Annotated in this window: 14 protein-coding genes; 12 read left to right on the top strand and 2 right to left on the bottom strand. The window is 54.1% G+C overall.

Annotated elements, in window-relative coordinates:
* The 7 genes from arsN2 to AC23NW_RS05640 all read left to right on the top strand — a co-directional run bounded on the left by arsN2 (position 1) and on the right by AC23NW_RS05640 (position 9691).
* Entirely contained in the window at positions 1 to 429 is a 429-nt protein-coding gene (gene arsN2 / locus AC23NW_RS05670) for an arsenic resistance N-acetyltransferase ArsN2 (RefSeq protein WP_487448249.1), read from the top strand.
* Positions 430 to 535: 106 nt separating this feature from the next.
* Positions 536 to 1117, top strand: coding sequence for an RNA polymerase sigma factor (locus tag AC23NW_RS05665; RefSeq protein WP_487448247.1), 582 nt, complete (start codon positions 536 to 538; stop codon positions 1115 to 1117).
* A 92-nt stretch (positions 1118 to 1209) separates the two neighbouring features.
* On the top strand, positions 1210 to 2226 hold the full coding sequence (locus AC23NW_RS05660; RefSeq protein ID WP_487448245.1) for a FecR family protein: 1017 nt from the start codon (positions 1210 to 1212) through the stop codon (positions 2224 to 2226).
* A gap of 43 nt (positions 2227 to 2269) precedes the next feature.
* Positions 2270 to 5836 carry a SusC/RagA family TonB-linked outer membrane protein gene (locus tag AC23NW_RS05655; protein ID WP_487448244.1) on the top strand — a complete coding sequence of 1189 codons (3567 nt, stop codon included), beginning with the start codon at positions 2270 to 2272 and terminating at the stop codon, positions 5834 to 5836.
* Between the two features lie 21 nt (positions 5837 to 5857).
* The gene (locus AC23NW_RS05650) at positions 5858 to 7588 is read left to right on the top strand and encodes a RagB/SusD family nutrient uptake outer membrane protein (RefSeq protein WP_487448243.1); all 1731 of its coding nucleotides are present in this window, start codon (positions 5858 to 5860) and stop codon (positions 7586 to 7588) included.
* A gap of 57 nt (positions 7589 to 7645) precedes the next feature.
* Complete coding sequence (locus AC23NW_RS05645) at positions 7646 to 8866, top strand: purple acid phosphatase family protein (protein ID WP_487448241.1); 1221 nt, start codon at positions 7646 to 7648, stop codon at positions 8864 to 8866.
* A 21-nt stretch (positions 8867 to 8887) separates the two neighbouring features.
* A complete protein-coding gene (locus AC23NW_RS05640; RefSeq protein ID WP_487448239.1) occupies positions 8888 to 9691 on the top strand; it encodes an endonuclease/exonuclease/phosphatase family protein in 804 nt (267 codons plus the stop codon).
* A gap of 58 nt (positions 9692 to 9749) precedes the next feature.
* On the opposite strand, the gene AC23NW_RS05635 is transcribed toward AC23NW_RS05640, so the two are convergent.
* Positions 9750 to 10343 carry a gluconate 2-dehydrogenase subunit 3 family protein gene (locus AC23NW_RS05635; RefSeq protein ID WP_487448238.1) on the bottom strand — a complete coding sequence of 198 codons (594 nt, stop codon included), beginning with the start codon at positions 10341 to 10343 and terminating at the stop codon, positions 9750 to 9752.
* A gap of 130 nt (positions 10344 to 10473) precedes the next feature.
* Positions 10474 to 12195, bottom strand: coding sequence for a GMC oxidoreductase (locus tag AC23NW_RS05630; RefSeq protein WP_487448236.1), 1722 nt, complete (start codon positions 12193 to 12195; stop codon positions 10474 to 10476).
* 144 nt (positions 12196 to 12339) lie between these two features.
* On the opposite strand from AC23NW_RS05630, the gene AC23NW_RS05625 reads away from it, so the two are divergent.
* From AC23NW_RS05625 to AC23NW_RS05605, 5 genes are all read left to right on the top strand, one after another.
* Positions 12340 to 13989 carry a pyruvate dehydrogenase complex dihydrolipoamide acetyltransferase gene (locus AC23NW_RS05625; RefSeq protein WP_487448234.1) on the top strand — a complete coding sequence of 550 codons (1650 nt, stop codon included), beginning with the start codon at positions 12340 to 12342 and terminating at the stop codon, positions 13987 to 13989.
* A 171-nt stretch (positions 13990 to 14160) separates the two neighbouring features.
* On the top strand, positions 14161 to 16713 hold the full coding sequence (locus AC23NW_RS05620; RefSeq protein WP_487448232.1) for a TonB-dependent receptor: 2553 nt from the start codon (positions 14161 to 14163) through the stop codon (positions 16711 to 16713).
* 142 nt (positions 16714 to 16855) lie between these two features.
* Entirely contained in the window at positions 16856 to 17395 is a 540-nt protein-coding gene (hslV, locus tag AC23NW_RS05615; protein WP_071503650.1) for an ATP-dependent protease subunit HslV, read from the top strand.
* Between the two features lie 92 nt (positions 17396 to 17487).
* Positions 17488 to 18981 carry a sensor histidine kinase gene (locus AC23NW_RS05610; protein ID WP_487448230.1) on the top strand — a complete coding sequence of 498 codons (1494 nt, stop codon included), beginning with the start codon at positions 17488 to 17490 and terminating at the stop codon, positions 18979 to 18981.
* Positions 18935 to 19399 carry a response regulator gene (locus tag AC23NW_RS05605; RefSeq protein WP_487448229.1) on the top strand — a complete coding sequence of 155 codons (465 nt, stop codon included), beginning with the start codon at positions 18935 to 18937 and terminating at the stop codon, positions 19397 to 19399. The genes AC23NW_RS05610 and AC23NW_RS05605 overlap by 47 nt, the downstream gene beginning before the upstream one ends.
* The last annotated feature ends 36 nt before the right edge of the window (positions 19400 to 19435 follow it).

Raw genomic sequence — 19435 nt, 5'->3', positions numbered from 1 at the left:
ATGCTACGATCTGCCCGGTTTTCGGACCGGGCTTCACTCTGCCAGTTTTTGCAGGCCGTTGACCTGCCGGTTGAGGACTTACCGGAGAGCCTCGACCATTTTTTTGTCATGACGAACGAGACGATACTAATCGGCTCTGCCGGTGTGGAGCCCTATGGCTCCGTGGGGTTATTACGGTCGGTGGCCATTGCACCCGATTACCGGAAATCGCAGCTTGGCAAGCGCCTGATCGATGCCATTGACGTGCATGCCCGCCTGAACGGCATTCAACAGCTCTACCTGATCACAACGACAGCCGACGGCTATTTCGGTAAACTGGGTTATTCGACTGTCGAACGTACGGTTGTACCACCGGCCATTGCCGCGACACAGCAGTTTAGTGGCATTTGCCCGTCGAGTGCGCGGGTGATGGTGAAGATGTTGAAATAAGTAGTATTTATCGTTAATTTTCTTCTACACAATATCTCTTTTATTTACAAAAAGATAACTTTCGTTCACTTGCCGCGTGCGCTGACAATACCAACTTTGTATCGTTATGGCCGATCAGCAAATACTTGATAGCGAACTGATAGCCCGGCTTCGTCAGGACGACGATCAGGCTTTCCGGGTGTTGTATGAACGATACTGGTACCATTTTTTTCTCATTGCCAAACGCAAACTCCGCGACGAGGCACTTGCCGCCGATCTGACGCAGGAGGTCTTTCTGAAGCTATGGCAAAAGCGGAATACGCTGCTTGTCAGTAACCTTTGTGCTTATCTGACCACCTCCCTGAAAAACAGCATCATTGACCATGTCCGGACTGCACTCCTGAATGAGCAATATGCCAGTCATTATATTCAGGCGGCGCAACATCAAAGCTTCAATACGCTGGACGCCGTTCAGTATGAACAACTTACCGATTCACTGCATCAGGCGTTACAACACCTGCCCGACAAAACACGGGAAGTATTTGTCATGAGCCGTTTTGAGCAACTCTCCATCCGCGAGATTGCCCAGCGGCTTGGTGTGTCCGAAAAAGCCATCGAATACCACCTGACCCGTTCCCTGACCTATCTCCGCTCCCACCTGCACGACTACGCCACCGCCGTTGTGGTCGCCACGATTTTCAGCCGTTAACAAATTCTTAATAAACGGTCTTAGGGTATTTACTGAGTTGTCCGTCTGGCCATCAGCAGCAGGTATAAACCGCTGGCTGCGACCCGATAAGCATGGACCCTCATCTACTCCGGACCCTTTTGACCAAATACCGCGACGGTACCGCAACCGACGAAGAAAAGCAGTTCATTGACGCCTGGTACGACGCACTGGACCAGCAGGCCGACAATGCTCCTGCCCTGTCGGCGGCCGAACAAACCGCGTTCGTTGACCTCCACTGGCAACAGATGGCCGGCCAGGTTTCTGCCACACAACCGGTCCGCCGCCTGACGGGCCGCTACTACCGCATGGCGGCCGCCGCCGCCGTGATTCTGCTGCTCGGTATGGGCTGGTATAGCTACCGGCAGCTTGCCCAACCGGCGGGCAAATCGGCCGTAATCAGCCAGGCAGAACCCGCTGCGCTCATCGACCGCACCAATCCGGGTACGAAACCGCTAACCCTTTCCCTCAGTGATGGCAGCCGGATTACCCTCCAGCCCGGCGGCCGCGTGCAGTATCCGGCCCGGTTTGCCGCCGGCCAGCGGATTGTCCGGCTGGAAGGGATTGCCTTTTTCGACGTACAGAAAGATCCTGACCGGCCGTTTATGGTATTTGCCAATGGCATGGTGACCAAAGTATTAGGCACGAGCTTTACCATCACGGCAAAAGCCGGCAAACCCACAGCCGAGGTAGTCGTCCGGACCGGCCGCGTGGCCGTTTTCCGCCAGACCGACGACCATACGGCAACCACAAACCTGGTGCTGAAACCCAACGAAAAAGCAACGTTCTACCGCACCGATAACCGGATTGTAAAAGCCCTGGCCGACCAGCCGGTAGTGCTGCGGCCGGAAGCCATTAAAACGCATTTTGTCTACAGCGATACCCCGGTTGCTGACGTATTCCGGGAGTTGCAGGAGGTCTACGGCATTACGATTGCCTTCGATCAGGAGGCATTTGCCAACTGCACGCTCACGGCCAATCTTGCCAACCTGTCCCTGAACGCACAACTCAACATGATCTGCCTCTCAATTGGTGCGCGGCACCAGACGCAGGGTACCCAGGTCTACATCGGCGGCCCCGGCTGTCCTTAATCACGCACAACTTAATCCTCTATCTATTAATTACTTAAACAACATGAAAAACTTTTTTTTACTCCTGCTCAGCCTCTTGCTGAGTACCGGCCTGACACGGGCGCTGCCGGCTACGGCCCAGGAACTCCTTAACCGGCCGGTGTCCATTTCGGCCGAGGGCGAACCCCTCCGCAATGTGTTACAGGAACTGGAAAAAGCGGCTAACGTGCAGTTTGTGTATAGCCCCCGCATCATCGGTGCCGACAAACACATTTCGATCAGTGCCCGAAACGAGCGGCTGTCGAGTGTGCTGCAACGGCTGTTCGGATCAATGGATGTGTCGTGGGAAGTGGTAAACGGGCAGATCGTGCTCCGGAAGGTGAACGCCCACAGCAGCCTGCTGTCGTTTCCGTCGCTGCAACTCAACACACGGATTATGGCTCCGCAACAGCCACAGCGTACGGTGACGGGTGTGGTCCGCGACAATACCAGCAACCAGCCCCTGCCCGGCGTCAGTATCGTGATCAAAGGCACAACGCGCGGCACCACTACAGGCGCCGACGGCAGTTTTTCAATCAACATTCCGGAAGGCGGGGCCGTAACCCTCACGTTTTCATTCATCGGTTACGAGCCAATGGAAATGCCGGTGAGCAGCAGCCAGAGCACGATCACCGTCGCGATGAAGGAATCGAGCAGCGCCCTGAGCGAGGTGGTTGTAGTCGGCTATGGTACGCAGAAAAAAGTAAACCTGACAGGGGCCGTTTCGCAGGTACAGGCGAAAGATCTTGAAAACCGGCCGGTCAACAACATGTCTCAGATTCTGCAAGGCATGGTCCCGAACCTGAACATTACGTTCAGCACCGGTCAGCCGGGGCAGGGCGGCAGCCTGAACGTGCGGGGCGAAACCTCGATCAACGGCGGCGGCCCGCTCGTGCTGATCGACGGGGTGCCGGGCGACATTAACCGCATCAACCCGGCCGACGTTGAAACCGTATCGGTCCTGAAAGACGCCGCCGCTTCGGCTATTTACGGAGCACGGGGCGCCTTCGGGGTCATTCTGGTTACGACCAAAACGGCGAAAAACGGCAAGACGAGCGTGACGTACACCAACAACTTCGGCTGGTCGACACCGACCGTCAGCACGAAGTTTATGACCAACGGGTATGAATCGGTCCGCCTCAACGACGAAGCCTTTATCCGCGCAACCGGCAACAGCTACACCCGCTATTCGGAAGAAGACTACAAGGAACTGGAAGCCCGCCGCTACGACAAAACTGAAAATCCGGCACGGCCGTGGGTGGTCGTTAAAAATGTGAACGGCAAGGATATCTACAACTACTACGGCAACTACGACTGGTGGAACACGATTTTCAACATGTCGCAGCCATCGCAGCAGCACAACCTGAACATGTCGGGCGGCACTGATAAAGTCAACTACTTTTTGTCGGGCTCCTACTTCGGTAAAGACGGCATCATGCGCACCAACACCGATAAATTCCAGTCGTATACCCTGCGCAGCAAGATCAATGCCCAGCTGACGCCGTGGCTGAAGGTGAGCAACAACACCCAGTATTTCGATTCGAAATATGCTTATCCGGGACTGGAAGGCGGCGCCAATGCCAACTTCGTCGCCATTACGGTGCACGCCTTACCGGCCTATGCCCCGCTGAACCCTGACGGTACGGCCACTTACAACACGCTGAAAAACAACTACTCCATCGGCGACGGTCTGTTTGCCAACCTGCTCAAAGGCGTAGCCGGCGGCGAAAAGAAAGTGCATGAGCTGACAACCATCAACTCGGTTACGATTGATTTCATGAAGAACTGGAACCTGGTGGCCAATCACTCGTACTCGTTCTACATCGCCGATGACTGGTACCGCTCGGCAGTAGCCCAGTACTCGGTGCAGCCGGGTATTCTGGCGACGGTGCCGAACTACAACGTCGATCAGTTGAAGAAAACCATGTGGTTCGACCCGACCATGTCGACCAACGTGTTTACGTCGTACAACCATACCTTTGGCAAACACTATGTCGCTGCGACGGCCGGTATTAACTACGAGACCAAGAAGCACCAGCGCCTGTTCGGAGCCCGTAAAAACCTGCTTTCGGAAAGCCTGAATGACCTGAACCTGGGCACCGGCGAGCAGCTTTCGGGCGGTGATTCGTACCAGTATTCGCTGTTCGGGGCCTTTTTCCGAGTCAACTACGATTACCTCGGCAAGTACCTGCTGGAAGTCAACGGCCGCTACGATGGTACGTCACGCTTCGGCGAGGGCCGCCGCTACGGGTTTTTCCCATCGGTGTCGGCGGGCTGGCGGATCAGCGACGAGGCGTTCTTCTCGCCGTTACGGAACGTGGTTAATAACCTGAAATTACGGGCATCGTATGGTACGCTGGGCAATCAGTTGCCGTCGAATACCAACTCATCGAGCTTTTACCCGTATATCGCCACCATTCCGACGGCCCAGTCGAGCTGGATCAACGGTGGTCAGAAACAGTTCTACGTGAACAGCCCGAACCCGATTTCGCCGGGTCTGACGTGGGAAAAAGCCACCACCACCAACTTCGGTCTGGACGCCGTTTTCCTGACAAACCGGCTGAACCTGTCCGTCGATGCCTATATCCGCAACACAACCAATATGCTGGTGCCGGGTCAGGTACTGCCGTCGGTCTACGGCGCATCGGTACCGACCCAGAACGCGGGTGATCTGCAAACCAAAGGCTTTGAGCTGGCCCTGTCGTGGCGCGATCAGTTTAAACTGGCTAACAAGCCGTTCCAGTACAATGCCGCGCTGGTGGTATCAGATTCTAAGTCGGTGATCACCAAATTTGATAACCCGAACAAGATCCTGTCCAACCGCTATGTGGGTCAGGTAATCGGCGAAATCTGGGGGTATACCATCGACGGCTATTTCAAGACCAACGAGGAAGCCCAAAGTTATCCTGTTGACCAGACGCTGGTTAACAAACAACGGCTGAGCGCCCCCGGCGACTGGAGCAAAATCCAGGCCGGTGACCTGAAATTCGTTGATCTGGACGGTAACGGCAAAATTGACCAGGGCGCCAATACGCTCGACGACCACGGCGACCTCCGCATTATCGGCAACAGCCGCGCCCGCTACCGCTACGGCATCAGCCTCGGCGGTTCGTGGAATGGGTTCGACCTGTCGTTGCTGGCACAGGGTATTCTGAAAAAGAGCTGGTACCCGGGCAACAACGCCGACAAATTCTGGGGGCCGTATTCACGCCCGTACTACTCGTTTGTTCCGGAGAAATTCGCGGATGATGTCTGGACGCCCGAAAACCCGGATGCGTATTTCCCGATCCTGCGCGGCTACACGGCCCTCAATGGCGGCGGCGACCTGAACGCGGTCAACAACCGGTACATGCAGAACGTCGGCTACCTGCGCCTGAAAAACGTGGTTATCGGCTACACCCTGCCGGAACGACTCTCGAAGACGATACGGATTCCGCGCCTCCGGGTATATGTCAGCGGCGAAAACCTGCTCACCTACACGCCGCTGCGTACCAAATACATTGATCCTGAACAAATCGACGGCGACGGGACCAACGGCCGGACCTATCCCTTCTCAAAAACGTTCTCGGCCGGCCTGAACCTGACTTTCTAACCTTCCTGCAACGTTACGACCATGAAAAAAATAATCAGTCTTTTCGTCCTCACGCTCTGCCTGGCATCGTGTAATCTGGACTTGCTGCCACAGGACGCCATTTCGCCGGAAACGTTTTTCAAAACCGAAAACGACCTGCTGTTATACACCAATTCGTTTTACAATGCCCTGCCGTCGGCCGAAGATGTCTATAACGAAGATGTGGACAATGTGGTGAAAAACAGCCTGCGCGATGAGCTTCAGGGTACCCGCGTGGTGCCAACCAGCGGCGGCGGCTGGAGCTGGGGAACACTCCGGAACATCAACTACTTTCTCGAAAACTCAAAGAAATGCCCTGACCCAAAGGCCGTAGCAAAATACAACGGGCTGGCGCGCTTTTTCCGGGCCTATTTCTACTTCGGGATGGTGAAGCGGTTCGGCGATGTGCCCTGGTACTCGCGCCCTATCGAAACCAACGACCAGGATTTGCTGACCAAAGCCCGCGACCCGCGCGCGATGGTAATGGACTCGATTATGGCGGACATCAACTATGCTATCGCAAACCTCGACGCGTCCCGCCAGCTGAATACGGTGACGAAGTGGACGGCCCTGGCGCTGAAATCACGCATTGCGCTGTTTGAAGGTACGTTCCGGAAATACCATCCCGAATTCAGCCTGCCAAACGCCGATAAGTTTCTGGATGATGCCATCGCGGCTTCCGATGAACTGATGAAAAGCAGCGGTTATACCATTTACAAGGCAACGCCGGCAACGGCTTACCTGAAGCTGTTTTCGTCGGACAACGCCATCCCCGATGAGATTATCCTGGCCCGCGATTTCAGCGATGAACTCCAGACCTATCACAACCTGAATTACTACACCATGACCGCCTCCTATGGCAAGCCGGGTCTGGAAAAGAAACTGGTAAACAGCTACCTTATGGCCGATGGCTCGCGGTTTACCGACATCAAGGGCTATGAAACCATGCAGTTTTACGACGAAGTGCAGAACCGTGACCCGCGTCTGACCCAGACCATCCGCACGCCGGGCTACACGCGGATCGGCGAGACAACGCCACTGGTACCCGAGTTCGGCGCGACCGTAACCGGCTATCAGCTGATTAAGTTTGTCTCAACGCCGAAGTGGGATACCTTCAATAAGGACATCACCGACATGCCGATCTTCCGGTATGCGGAGGTGCTGCTCAACTTTGCCGAAGCCAAAGCCGAACGGGGGACGCTTACCCAAGCCGACCTCGACCGCTCCATCAAACCAATCCGCGACCGGGTGGGCATGCCGAACATGGATCTGGCCAAAGCCAATGCCCAGCCCGATCCGTATCTGGTGGCCCAGTATACGCAGGTCAAAGGCAGCAATCAGGGCGTAATTCTGGAAATCCGCCGGGAGCGCCGGATCGAACTGGTTATGGAAAACTTTTTCCGCTGGGACGACCTTATCCGCTGGAAAGAAGGCCAGCTGCTGACGAAGCAGTTTAAGGGTATGTACTTCCCGGGTCCTGGCAGCTACGACCTCGACAAAAACGGCAAGATCGATCTGGTGATTTACGAAGGCACCAAACCAACGGTTCCGGGAGCGCAGTTGCTGAAACTAGGCAGCGAAATTCAGCTCGAAAACGGCAATAAAGGTGGCAACATCGTGGTAAATGGCCATATTACGAAGAAATTCAACGAGGCCCGCGACTACCTGTATCCGATCCCGAAACAGGAACGCCTGCTTAACCCGAACCTGACCCAAAACCCGAACTGGGAGTAAGGGCGACCCCACGTGGTCGCCCAATTCAAAAGACCCCACGGGGTCGCCCATACAGTTATGCATTCAGACAGACGCGCTTTTTTACAGAAAATGTCACAGGTGGGGGCGCTGAGCCTCTTGCCTGTGACCGGCACGCTGGCCGGTGAGGCGGCGGTCGCCGACGAAAAAAACAGGTTTGTGGTGGGGCCTTACCTCCAGCACATTGGCCCCAATGAGGCCACCATCATGTGGATTACCGGCAAAAACTGCTTTAGCTGGGTCGAATACGGGGCCGGGACCTATACCTCTAAACGCGAGTTCGGGTATGTGAACGGGTTGATTGAGGCCAATAACCGCATTAACAAAATCACCCTGACCGACCTCAAGCCCGGCACGGAGCACAAATACAGGATTGTCTCGACCGAGGTTCTGGGCTACAAAGGATCAAAGGTGGAGTTCGGCGAAAGCATCAGTAGCCCGATGTATGGCTTTAAAACCCCGTCGGAAAATCAGGAGGAGGTAAAGCTGGTGATCATGAACGACATTCATGACCGGCCGCAGACGATTCCGCAGCTACTCTACCGCCACGGCTATACCGGCAACAAACGCGACTTCGACTTTGTGGTTTTCAACGGTGACTGCTTCGACTGGATTGCAAGCGAGGAGCAACTGATTGACCACCTGTTGCAACCGGCAGTTGAGGTGTTTGCCAGCGAAGTGCCGTTCCTGCTCACCCAGGGCAACCACGAGTGTCGTGGCAGCTTTTCGCGCCAGTTACCGGCCTACTTCGGGTACCCTGACAACAAATATTACTATGCCTTTACGCAGGGGCCGGTGCGGTTTGTCGTCATTGACTCGGGCGAAGATAAGGCCGACAGCAGTGTCGAATACGGTGGATTATCGGCATTTGACCGCTACCGCGAAACCCAGAAAAAATGGCTTGAACAGGAGATTGACAGTCCGGCGTTCAAAAAAGCGGCGTTCCGCGTGGTGCTGATTCACATTCCGCATTACCATTCCGGCGACTGGCACGGGCCAATGCATTGCCGCGAGGTGTTTGGTCCGCTGCTGAACAAGGCGAATATTGACCTCCAGCTTTCGGGTCATACACACAAGTACGGCACCCACGATCCCGACAGCAACCACAATTTTCCGATTGTGATTGGCGGGGGACCACTGGAAGGCAACCGGACCCTGATCAAGCTGCACGCGACGACCAAAAACCTGACCATGACCATGATCCGCGACGACGGCGAGGTGGTTGGCAAGTACAACCTTCCGCGAAAAACCCGTAATTAACGTCTCAGAACCGAAACCAATATGCTCAACCGTATTTCGTATTTTCTTTTCCTGATTGCCTTACTGCCCTCACTGGCAGCCGCCTGCACGATTGATGCGCCCGCCAAGGCAAAACGCATTACCGTGATGACCTACAACATCCACCACTGCAATCCGCCGTCGGCAGGGGCCAAAATCGACATGGAAGCCATTGCGCGGGTGATTAACAAGGAAAAGCCAGATCTGGTGGCGTTGCAGGAGGTTGATGTCAACACCGAACGGTCGGGCAAGGGCTTACATCAGGCGCGGGAACTAGCACGGCTGACGGGGATGCACGCTTATTTTTCGAAAGCCATTGACCACCAGGGCGGCGATTATGGGGTAGCGGTGCTGTCGAAATTCCCGATTGTGGATTCGTCGCGGATTATCCTGCCCATCGACCCGGCCATCGGGGGCGAAGTCCGAACACTGGCGACCATTACGGTCGATGCCGGACGCGGGCAAAAGCTCATCTTTGCCTGCACCCACCTCGACCTGAAAGAAGCCAACCGGTTGACGCAGGCCGACCTGATTCTGAAACATCTGGAGGGGTCTACCCTGCCGGTTATCCTCGGCGGCGATTTCAACGCCCTGGCCGACAGCAAAGTGCTCCGGCAGCTGGAGCAGCGGTTTACCCGCACTTGTCAGGACTGCCAGCCGACGATTCCGGTCGAAAAGCCGAACCGCGCGATTGACTTTATCCTGTACAGCAACGGTGGTCGTGTAAAGCCCCTTTCGACCCGCGTCATCGACGAGCAATACGCCTCCGACCACCTGCCGGTCGTCGCGGAATTGACGGTGAAGTAGTTCATATTGGTGGCACGACCGCCAGGCGGCCCTGTCAAAGTCGTGCCACCACTCTTTTCTATTCATTCCACGCGTGGCCGACCTCAGCCAGCGGCATGCAGGCGGTAAAACCGCCCGGCAGCGGATCGAAACTCAGAATTTCCTTACCGACTTTTTGTGAGGTGTAATACCCCAGTAAGGTCAGCTCCTTCAGCCGGCGGAAAAAAGCAGTCGGCGACGGTGGCGCCAGCCGGATACCCCATACCGACGGCGGCAGTTTAGCCGCTTCCCTATCCAGCTTAAGCAGCAGTTCTTCCCGTTGCTGTGTTGTCAATTCTGTGAACGCCTTTCCGTATACGCCCTTGCTGGTATCATCTACTTTTTCCAGGCCTGCCACGAAATCCTGCTGCTCTTCTTTCGAGAGCAGGTCTTTTACCATTTTGTCTACAAACTGTGGTACGCCCAGTTCTTTTGCGCCCGGTGTCTTCGTTTTCGGCAAAATGGTCTCCGCCATTTCGGCCACCGTATTTGCCTGATTAGCCGACAGAAACTCCGGTTTCCAGTCGAGTTTGGCCTCCCGCGAACAGGCCACAAAGGTTTCGGTCAAGGCCGCCGTCGATACGGCATAGCCAAAAAATAACGCGGTATGTTTGAGTGCTTCTCTTCGTTGCATGGCTTTTTAAAGAGTGAATGAGCGAAAGACAGAAAGAGTGAAAGAGCGGTGATTACTTAAGGTTCGCTTTATATCCGGCAGGATTTCACCGCGCGGCGACCGCTCTTTCTGTCTTTCGCACTTTAGATAATTAAATATTCCCCTTTTTGCTTTCGTTGACGGCAAAATCCACGGCGCGGGCGGTCAGGGCCATGTACGTGATCGACGGGTTCACACACGACGACGAGGTCATACAGGCGCCATCGGTGACGAATACGTTTGGTACCGCATGAATCTGGTTGTTGCCGTTCAGGACCGATGTTTTCGGATCGCGTCCCATACGGGCCGTGCCCATTTCGTGCACCCCTACCCCGATGCCGCCGGAGTAATCAAACGGCGTTACATTTTTCAGCCCCGCCGCTTCGAGCATCTCAACGGCATCGGCCTTGATCTGCTCCCGCATTTTCATTTCGTTATCCTTAAACTCCGCGTCGATGGTCAGTGTCGGCAGGCCCCACTTATCTTTCTTGTCCTGATTCAGCGTCACGTGATTTTCGTGGTAAGGCAGGCACTCGCCGAAACCCACCAGTGACATGCCCCAGCCACCCGGATCGAGCAGCGAGTCTTTAAACGCACCGCCAATGCCTTCGGTATTCACCCCACGGCCCCAGTTACCGCGACCGGCAGCGCCCTGGTAGTCGTAGCCCCGCAAAAATTTATCGGTACGGGTGGCGGCATCCAGGTTGCGGAAACGCGGGATAAAAATGCCGTTCGGCCGGCGTCCCTTATAGTATTGGTCTTCGAAGCCTTCGTAGCCACCCATCGCGCCGAGGCGGTAGTGGTGGTCCATCAGGTTATGGCCCAGCTCGCCGCTGTCGTTACCCATCCCGTTCGGGAAGCGGGTTGACGTCGAATTCAGCAAAATACTGGTTGTTCCGAGGGTCGATGCATTACAGAAGATGATTTTCGCGTAGAATTCAACCATCTCCTTCGTTTCGGTATCGACAATCCGGACGCCGGTAGCGCGCTGCGTTTTATCGTCGAAAATGATGGAATGCACTGCCGAGCCCGGCCGGACCGTCAGATTTTTCGTCAGGTTGGCGGCCGGCAGCGTCGCGGCATTGCTGCTGAAGTAGGCCCCGTACGGGCATCCCCGTGAGCAGCGGTTGCGGTACTGACACTGCGCCCGGCCCAGTTCGAGGTGCCACGGCTGGGGTTCGGTCAGGTGAGCTACGCGGCCAACGGTCATGTGGCGGCCCTTGAATCTGCTTTCAATTTGCTTACGAACGTGCTTTTCGAGGCAGTTCATTTCCATCGGCGGCAGAAAATAGCCGTCGGGCAGGTGCGAGAGGCCCAGTTTTTCGCCGCTGATACCGACAAATTTCTCGGCGTAGGTATACCAGGGTTCGATGTCCTTGTACCGGATCGGCCAGTCAATGGCGATGCCCTCTTTGGCATTCGCCTCAAAGTCAAGGTCACTCCAGCGGTAACACTGTTTGCCCCACATCAGCGACCGCCCCCCTACCTGATTGCCCCGTATCCAGTCGAAGCGTTTGGTTTCGGTGTAAGGTGCATCCAGATCGTTATTGAAAAAATGCTTGTTCGTTTCGTTGACAAAACCGCTTCGTGTCTGAATATGATAAGCCTGTTTGTCTTCGTCGGTAAGCGCGCCGCGGTGCGGAAATTCCCAGTGTTCAAGGTTGGCAGTCGGGTAGTCTTCCACGTGGTTTACCATGCGTCCCCGCTCAAGTACCAGTGTCTTTAAGCCCTTTTCACAAAGCTCTTTAGCCGCCCATCCGCCACTGATGCCGGAGCCGATTACAATGGCATCATAGGTATGTGTTTTATTGACGGTGGTATTTAAATTAGACATTATAGGAATTGGTTTAGAAACATATCCCGAATATAGGAGAAATACTCAATCGAATCTTTACAGAGGTTAGCAAAGATTCCGGGCTTTCCGCTAATTTTGAACGTTTATTGAAGCCTAACTGACCAATCCGATACACATCCTACTATGGCTGAACTAATCCGGATGCCCAAAATGAGCGACACCATGACCGAAGGTGTCATTGCCGAATGGCATAAAAAAGTGGGCGACAAAGTAAAATCAGGCGATATTCTGGCCGAGGTTGAGACCGACAAAGCCACAATGGACCTTGAGTCGTACGAAGAAGGTACGTTATTATACATTGGCGTTGAAAAAGGACAGGCCGTGCCTATCGACGCTGTAATTGCGGTAATCGGTGCCGAAGGCGAAGATTACAAAGCGCTGCTGAACGGTGAATCAGGGGGCAGCCAGGCACCAGCCGCTGAACCGGCTCCGGCTCCGGCTGCCGAGGCCCCGAAAGCAGAAGCCGCTCCGGCTCCCGCCGCCCCTGCGGCTCCGGCCGAAGACGTGAATGCAACGGTTATCCGGATGCCGAAAATGAGCGATACGATGACCGAAGGAACCATCGTGGCGTGGCACAAAAAAGAAGGCGATACCGTAAAATCAGGTGATATCCTGGCCGAAGTTGAAACCGATAAGGCAACGATGGACCTGGAAGCCTACGAAGAAGGTACCCTGTTGTATGTCGGGGTGAAAGAAGGCGAATCTGTAGCCGTTGACGCTGTAATCGCCGTGATCGGCGAAAAAGGCGCCAACTTCCAGGCCTTACTGAACGGTGGCAGCGCACCGGCACCGGCCGCTGCTGAAGCGCCGAAAGCCGAAGCGGCTCCGGCAGCTGCGGCTCCGGCAACCTCAGACAACGGCGACGGCCGTGTAAAAGCGTCTCCGCTGGCAAAAGCTATCGCCGACCAGAAAGGCATTGACCTGAAACAGGTAAAAGGATCAGGTCCGGAAGGCCGCATCGTGAAAGCCGACGTAGAAGGCTTCTCGCCATCGGCAGCGCCGGCACCGGCCGCTGCAAAACCAGCGCCTGCTGCTGCTCCGGCTCCTGCCGCAGCGCCTGCACCTGCGCCGGTTGCAGCTCCTGTCCCTGCGGGCGAGTACGAAGACCTGCCGGTTACGCAGATGCGGAAAACGATTGCCCGCCGTCTGAGCGAAAGCCTGTTTACCGCTCCGCATTTCTACCTGACCATGGAAATCAACATGGACAAGGCCATCGATCTGCGCGGCAAAGTAAATCAGGTAGCCCCGGCCAAGGTATCGTTCAACGACTTTGTGATCAAAGCCGCTGCACTGGCCCTGAAACAACATCCTGCGATCAACTCCTCATGGCTGGGCGACAAAATCCGTCGCTACAAGTACGTGAACATCGGCGTGGCAGTAGCCGTCGACGAAGGATTGCTCGTACCGGTTGTGCGGAACGCCGACCAAAAAACACTGTCGACCATTGCCGGTGAGGTGAAAGACCTGGCGGGCAAGGCCAAAGAACGTAAGCTTCAGCCGAAAGACTGGGAAGGCAGCACCTTCTCGATCTCAAACCTGGGTATGTTCGGCATCGACGAGTTTACGGCCATCATCAACCCGCCGGATGCCTGCATCATGGCCATCGGTGGTATCAAGCAAACCGTTATTTTCGACGGTGATACCCCGAAACCAACCAACGTCATGAAAGTAACGCTGTCATGCGACCACCGCGTGGTAGACGGTGCTTCGGGCGCGGCCTTCCTGCAAACGTTCAAGCAGTTGCTGGAAGATCCGATGCGCATGCTGGTGTAACCCAACTAACTGATTTTGACTATCAAAAGCCGGACCTTAAGCAGGTCCGGCTTTTTTTATTACACATACAAATGAATCTTGTATCAATTATTGATAAAAGAAAATTTATTCCTTTTATTACGACACAATTGAATTAAATGCATTATCAGTTTAGCCCACAATGTACTCTATATGAAAAAGTATTTATTACTATTATTCTTTACCTTGTATGAGGTTACTTTATTTGCGCAAATGCCTGCTATCCGTGGTAAAGTAACGGACCAATTTGGTAGCCCGCTTCCGGGAGCTAGTGTCATTGAAAAATTTACGACGAACCGGGTTTTTACCAATTCAGAGGGCGAGTTCGTGCTGCGGCCAACAATTGCTCATACTACGTTTGTATTCAGTTTTATGGGTTACAATTCCGTTCAGGCCCTGGCGCAACCCGGCATGGTTATCCAGCTATCCGGTACGTCAACCAGCCTGGCGACAATCCAGATTGTCGGCACCCGCAGTCTGAACCGGACATCAACCGAAACACCTGTTCCGGTTGATTTACTGCCAATACCGCAGCTTACCCGCTCGGTAGCACAGACCGACCTCAGCCAGACACTCCAATACATTGCCCCGTCGTTTAACGCCAATAAACAGTCCGGGGCCGACGGGGCCGACCACATTGATCCTGCGGCCCTGCGCGGGCTTGGCCCCGATCAGACGCTGGTCCTGATCAACGGCAAACGGCGCCATCAGTCGTCGCTCATCAACCTGTTCGGAAGCCGTGGCAGGGGCAATACCGGTACCGACCTGAATACTATTCCGATAGCAGCGATTGAGCGGATCGAAATCCTCCGCGACGGAGCTGCCGCCCAATACGGCTCAGATGCGATTGCCGGGGTTATTAACATCGTCCTCAAATCGACCGTCAACGAAAGCATGACGAACCTCAATACCGGTATCTATAGCAAAGGCGATGGCCAGCTGCTCAATGCAAATACGTATTATGGCTTCCGGCTGGGTAAGTCAGGCTTCCTCAGCCTCACGGCTGACTACACCAGTCGCGACAAAACATACCGGCCGGTCGACCGGTCAGCCTTTCCCGATGCAGCCCCCCGGAATAAATTCGGCGAGGCGTCGGCCCGCAACCTGAATCTGCTGCTGAATGCATCACTCCCCCTGGGCGAAAAAGCGGAATTTTATGCATTCAGTATTTTTAATCAGCGGCAGACGGATGCCTATGCCTGGACCCGTACGGCCGAAAGTATCCGTAACGTTCCCGCGATTTATCCAAACGGTTTCGACCCCCGCATTCAGTCAGCAATCGGCGATATTTCGCTGGCGACAGGTGTAAAAATGCAGTTTGGTGAGTGGAAAGCTGACCTCAGTAACACGTTCGGCCACAATCAGTTCCGCTATACGGTTGCGGGTTCATTGAACGCCTCCCTGGGCAGTAATTCACCCACCAGCTTCGATGCCGGCGGGTTTTCGCTAAGCCAGAACGTCACGAACGTTACACTGGACCGCACGTTCCGGTCAGTAGCAAAGGGTCTGCACCTCGCTACCGGTGCCGAGTACCGGATTGACAGCTACCAGATTACGGCGGGTGACGAAGCGAGTTGGAAATATTACCCGAACGCCGAAAACCGGCCGGGTGGTGCACAGGGTTTCCCGGGCTTCCAGCCGGCGAATGAACTGCGCAAATCCCGAACCAATGCAGGGCTGTTTGCCGATGCCGACCTGGATATAACTAACTCCATTCTGGTTTCCGGTGCCTTGCGTTTTGAACACTATAGTGATTTTGGCAGTACACTGAACGGCAAGCTGGCGACCCGGCTTGAGCTGACGCCGGCCATTACCTTCCGGGCATCGGCCAGTACCGGTTTCCGCGCTCCGTCGCTGCCGCAAATCTACTTTAACAGTACCGTTACCAACTTTATCGCCGGTAAGGCCGTGGATCAGGTTATTGCCGGCAGTACGAGCTCCCTGGCGAAAGCCGCCGGTATCCCGCCGCTCAAGCAGGAAACCTCCCGGAATTTCAGCGCCGGTTTCAGTATCCGGCCAGGCCGAACGTTTACGCTGACCCTCGACGGATACCGGATTACAACCCGCGACCGCATCGTACTGACCGGTCCGTTCAGCGACCAGGACGATGTGATCGGAGCGTCATTACGAAACCTCCGTGTCGGGCTTGCTCAGTTCTTTACCAATGCGCTCACCACCAATACACTTGGTGCCGATCTTGTTTTGACCAATACCCGGCAGCTCGGCGGCGGCGTACTGACAACCTCCCTGGCCACCAATGTTAACCACATGACTGTTGAGCGGGTTAGTACCACCACACAGCTCCAGAGTAAGCAGTCTATTTATTTCGATGAGCGGGAAAAGGCGTTTCTGCTGGCCTCTGCGCCGAAAAGCAAATCCAACCTCACCTTTGATTACCAGGTTAGCAACCTGCGGTTTAACCTGCGCTTTGTGCATTATTCGGCCATTGACCTGATTAACTTTCACTACTACGATACGAACCCTAAAGATTACACTGACCACTTCAAAGCACGCGTAACCACCGATCTGTCAGCCGGTTATTCATTCCGGCGGTATGTCAGTCTGACACTGGGGGCATCTAATCTTTTCAATGCCTATCCTTCCCGTCATGATCCGAACTATACCGAAACGGGGGGCATGTATGATGCCGTACAGATGGGTTTCGGTGGCTGTTTTTTATTTAGCAGGCTACAGATTAAATTATAATTACATCATATAAAAAACGGTATTTATCCGTTATTTAGGTGACCTGCCGGCAGGTCACCTTTTTATTTTGCTCCGGTAAGTCAGGCCGGGTTCAGCTTATCTGACGCAACTTATTAAGCGCTTCTTCCGTTGTCTCTCTACCATGACAACAATTCACGCAACTACCGTAGTCGGTATCCGGCACAACGGCCAGATCGCTCTTGGGGCCGATGGGCAAGCCACCATGGGCAATACAATTGCTAAAAGCAACGTTCGTAAAGTAAGAAGTCTGTTAAATGGTAAGGTGCTGGCCGGCTTTGCCGGCTCTACAGCCGATGCCTTTACACTGATTGAACGGTTTGAAGAAAAACTTAATGCCTTTGGCGGTAACCTGAAACGTGCTGCCATTGAGTTAGCCAAAGACTGGCGGACGGATCGTTACCTGCGCCGCCTCGAAGCTATGATGATCGTTGCCTCTAAAGATGACTTACTGATCATTTCGGGTACGGGCGATGTGCTCGAACCGGATCACGATGTTGCCGCTATCGGTTCCGGCGGTACCTACGCCCAATCGGCAGCCCTTGCGCTCAAAAAACATGCGACGCATTTAACGGCGGAAGAAATGGTACGCGAAAGCCTGCACATTGCCGCCGATATTTGTATCTATACAAACCATAACCTGGTTCTTGAGACCATAAAGTAATTTCAGCATTTTTGTTTACCGTAAATTACATTAATTAAACAAAATTTGTTGATTGCCGCTACGGTTTTACCAGCAATATACTCACTAACGCTATGAAGGCTCTAACACGCTACCTGCCGGGTCAGGCCAGGCAACGTATTGCGATTGGCTTTATTACGGCCATGCTGCTCATAGCGGTTGGGTTCGGGCTTTCGTTTTATAGCTATAACCGCCATAGTGAAGATAATTCGCTGAGTCGCCGGACTGACGTTGTGATTAATGATCTTAACGAACTCATCTCGCAACTGAAAGATGTGGAAACAGGAGCCCGTGGCTTTGTGCTCACACAGGATTCAATCTACCTCGAACCACGCAATGCGGCTTTGCCCCAGTTACCTAAACGACTGAAACACCTCAATGAGCTGATAGTTGATGATCCGGCGCAGAAACAGCGGGTTGACTCGTTAGGCAAGCTGGTTCAGGCAAACATCTACCGCACCGATCAGTTGATCGGCCTGTCGCCCACCCGTGGTAACTGGACGCAGGTTAAAAGCTATCTCCTGCTGGGGAAAATGCGGATGGATGATGCCCGGCGTCTGGTAGCCACCATGATCAGTGCGGAGCGGGCCTTAACCCAAACCCATGACCAACAGGCCAGTAAATCGTTCAACACGACCATTATTATTATTCTCCTGCTATCCGTACTGACGTTTATCGTGCTGATTGTGTCTTATAATGTGCTGGAGGCCGAACTAACACACCGCCAGCGGGTTGAAGACCAGTTGCGGGGTTATGAAGCCGAGCTGAAAGCCAAAATCCAGCAGTTGGAGACCTCCAACGAAGAGCTGGAACGGTTTGCGTTTGTGGCTTCCCATGACTTACAGGAGCCGCTCCGGAAAATTCAGTCGTTTGGCAGTATCCTGCAACAGCGCAGTCAGCAGTCAGCGGATGCGGAGACGGGTGAATACATGAGTAAGATCATGCAGTCGGCCGAACGGATGTCGAAGATGATCAAGGACTTACTGCATTTCTCACGGTTATCGGCCGGCTTAGGTAGTGAACAGAAAACCATCCGTCTGAATGACCTCGTCCGCCGGATTCTGGCCGATAAAGAACTACAGATTAAAGGCCTGAATGCCAAAGTCGATGTCGGCGACCTGCCGGTAATCAAGGGAATTCCGTTCCAGATTGAACAGCTATTTACCAATCTGATCACCAACGCGCTCAAATTTATCCGGCCGGGCGTGGCTCCCCGCATTCAGATCAAGGCAGAAACGATCGACGGGAATCTGTATCCCGAGCTGGTTTCCGGACAAGCCTACACACGGATTATGGTCTCGGATAACGGCATCGGTTTCGATGAAAAATACTTAACCCACATCTTTCAGATATTTCAGCGGCTGCACAGCAAGACCACGTATGAGGGTACCGGTATCGGGCTGGCTATCTGCAAACGGGTGATTCAAACCCACAAAGGACACATTACGGCGATCAGCCAGCCCGGTCAGGGGGCTGTTTTTATTATTATTTTACCCGAATATCAACAATCATTACAAGCGTATGATAACCCCATTCCAAACGAGGTTTATTCATATCCTGTTAGCTGACGACGATGAAGACGACCGGTTTCTGATCAAGGAAGCCTTTCAGCGTCAGTTTACAAATTGCCAGGTATCAACTGTCGACAATGGCGAAGAACTACTGGATTTTTTAAACGACTATGACCAGGACGAAGCCTTTAACCGGCAGCTGCCGGACCTGATCCTGCTGGACTTAAACATGCCGCGGCTCGATGGCCGTAATGCATTGAAAGTAATCAAGCAGAATCCGGCATGGCGGCACATTCCGATCATTATCATGACCACTTCCGATGCGTCACCTGATATTGAACTGTCGTATCTCAACGGCGCCAACAGCTTTATTACAAAGCCAGCCACGTTCCAGCAGCTGACCCACGTTGCGGCTGTCATCGGCCAATACTGGTTCGACATCGTCACGACCTGCAATCATACGGTAGAAAAGTAAAGAGTGAAAGATAGAAAGAGCGAAAGAGCGGCTGCC

It is taken from the genome of Arsenicibacter sp. R0_47, from assembly GCF_057652235.1.
This window is presented reverse-complemented; position numbering and strand designations above follow the sequence as displayed.